3 protein-coding genes and 1 pseudogene are annotated in these 2477 nt (G+C 68.8%); 2 read left to right on the top strand and 2 right to left on the bottom strand.

Annotated elements, in window-relative coordinates:
* Positions 1 to 202: 202 nt before the first annotated feature.
* Positions 203 to 595: an ATP-binding protein gene (locus K7B10_RS00290; protein WP_229333932.1), complete on the top strand. Its 393-nt coding sequence runs from the start codon at positions 203 to 205 to the stop codon at positions 593 to 595.
* A gap of 123 nt (positions 596 to 718) precedes the next feature.
* Positions 719 to 892, top strand: coding sequence for a CsbD family protein (locus tag K7B10_RS00295; protein WP_229333933.1), 174 nt, complete (start codon positions 719 to 721; stop codon positions 890 to 892).
* A gap of 357 nt (positions 893 to 1249) precedes the next feature.
* Here K7B10_RS00295 and K7B10_RS00300 read toward each other — a convergent pair whose 3' ends face one another.
* Positions 1250 to 2170: a SigB/SigF/SigG family RNA polymerase sigma factor gene (locus K7B10_RS00300; protein ID WP_229333934.1), complete on the bottom strand. Its 921-nt coding sequence runs from the start codon at positions 2168 to 2170 to the stop codon at positions 1250 to 1252.
* Between the two features lie 183 nt (positions 2171 to 2353).
* Positions 2354 to 2477: pseudogene (locus tag K7B10_RS00305) on the bottom strand (DUF2267 domain-containing protein); the annotation flags it as partial.

Raw genomic sequence — 2477 nt, forward strand, 5'->3', positions numbered from 1 at the left:
GTTCGTCCCTGCCGGGCCCTTCTTGACTGGGTTACGAGAGAAACCATAGCCAGGCTGCCACCCAATGTCTACTCCAGCCGACATAGATTTTCCTGCGCACACCCCTGAGGTAATCGGTTTCCGTAGGGGTGGGTGACTGCGGACGGGGACACAACGACCGGGCAGGCAGGGCCGGACACCGACAACAGACCCGGAGCGCACGATGACCACGATGAGCGCCGAGCGCACAGCCCTTCACTCTCTGTCCGCCGTCGCCGGGGCGCGCCAGGCCGCCCGGGCGTTCCTCGAATCCCTAGGCCAGCTGGCCTTCGGGCCGGAGCAGGCCGGCACGGTCGTTCTGGTCGTCTCCGAGCTGGTGACGAACGCTCTGCGCCACGGTTGTGGCGCCTGCACCCTTTGCCTGACCGCGCACCCCAGCTGCATCGAGGTCGCCGTGGAGGATCCCAGCCCGCGGATGCCGCGGATACGGACCCCCGACCTCGTCGACGGGACGGGTGGATTTGGTTGGCACATGGCCAACGACTTCTCCCTCACCGCTGTCGTCACGCGCGGGCCCGGAGGCGGGAATACGGTTCGCGCTCTCCTCCCTCGGTAGCGCGCCGGTCCGTACCGCGGCCCTCGTGAGCCGGGCCCTGTCGCAGCCCGCCCCGTTTGCGAGAGCTCCCAGCGGCCATGCGGGGTTGAGTAGGCGTTTTCAGCGAAGAGGGAGTGATCAGCTGTGTCTGGTGGGCAGAAGGCCGAGGCGAAGGGTGAGCAGGCCAAGGGCAAGCTCAAGGAGACCGCCGGCCGCCTGACGGGCAACGAGCGGCTGACCGCCGAGGGCCGTGCGGAACAGGCCAGGGGCGACGCCCGCGAGGCCAAGGAGAAGGTCAAGGACGTCTTCAAGCACTGATCGGCATACGGCAGGTCCGGGACCGCGGGATGGTCCCGGACCTGCCGTGTCCGCTTCGCCTACTTGACTACGCCCTGCGCGCCGTCCGGCCTGTGTCCGCCGCCTGACCTGGGTGATCGCGGCGGACTGGGGCCCCTGCCGCACGTACCCGAGGAAGAAGGCCACGCGCTTGGCGCCGATGGGGGAGACGTCGTGGACGTCGTCGCCGAGCCGGCCGTGCTGTGCAGCACGTGCCCGCCACGTGGCGGAGTCGTTCATGCAGGTACTGGGCGGGACCTGGGGTGGTTCAATCCCCGTCCGGCGGTGATGGGGATCTGTCTCGCAGGTGCCGGATGGCGTCTGCGGTGCACGGCATGTCTAGGCGGTGAGCATGCCGGTGCGCAGGTGGGTCAGGATGCGGGTGAGGAGGCGGGACACCTGCATCTGTGAGATGCCGAGTTCGGCACCGATCTCGGACTGAGTCATCTCCTGGGCGAAGCGCATCCGGAGAATCTTGCGGTCGCGTTCGTCGAGGTCGCGCAGGAGGGGTGCGAGGGTGTGGAAGTCCTCGAAGAGGGCCATGGCCGGGTCGACGTCGCCGACCGTGTCGCTCAGCGGCCGGCCCTCGCGGCGCGCGGCCGTGTGCTCGGTGACGCCGGTGGCCGAGTCGATGGAGGTACTGGTGTAGCCGTTGGCGGCCACCAGTCCCTCGATGACGTCTTCCTCGGAGAGTTCGAGGTGCTCGGCGATCTCCTTGACGCTCGGTGCGCGTCCGAGAACCTCGGTGAGGGTTTCCTGGGACTTGGCGAGTTCGACGCGGAGTTCCTGCAGACGGCGGGGGACGTGCACGGCCCAGGTGGTGTCGCGGAAATACCGCTTGATCTCACCGGTGATGTACGGGAGGGCGAGGGTGGAGAACTCGACCTCGCGCTCGGGGTCGAAGCAGTCGATGGCCTTGATCAGGCCGATCGTGCCGACCTGGATGACGTCGTCGAGTTCGATGCCGGCGTTGATGCGGGCGCTGAACCGGCGGGCCGCGAAGCGGACGAGGGAGATGTTCATCTCGATCAGGGTGTTGCGCGCGTACTGATACTCCAGAGTCCCCTCTTCGAGCTCCCTGAGGCGCACCAGGAACAGTCGCGACAGCTCCCGCGCGTCGGCGGGAGCCACCTCGCGGGCATTGTCGATCTGCGGCAGGGGCCCCGCGAGCTGCCCGGTGGCGGCTGCGGGTTCGGCGCGGGTGAAGGAGTCCGGGGCGGTCTCCCGGGCGGGAATGGCGGTGGTGGCGACCTGAGACATGAGAGCGTTCCTCCCCTGCACGAATGGCTTGCGCGGCCGTATGCCCGCACAAACGGAATCCCAATCAGACGGACCTAGGGTCGTCGGTCCGATCACAGCATCACAGGCCCGCGTGCTTCAAGCGGAAGCCGGGCCGCACTGCGGCCCGGCCGCGCGGTGCATCCGGGGGGCGGTGCCAAGCCCTCAGGCGGCTGCGGCGCGCAGCTGCGGCTGGCGCAGTTCGGCTTGGCCGAAGAGGAGGGCGTAGCCGTCGGGGAGCTGGTGCAGGATTCGGGTGAGGAGGTCGGGGCCGGCGAGGCGGGTGACG

The organism is Streptomyces flavotricini (assembly GCF_020639365.1).
Taxonomy (GTDB): Bacteria; Actinomycetota; Actinomycetes; order Streptomycetales; family Streptomycetaceae; genus Streptomyces; species Streptomyces flavotricini.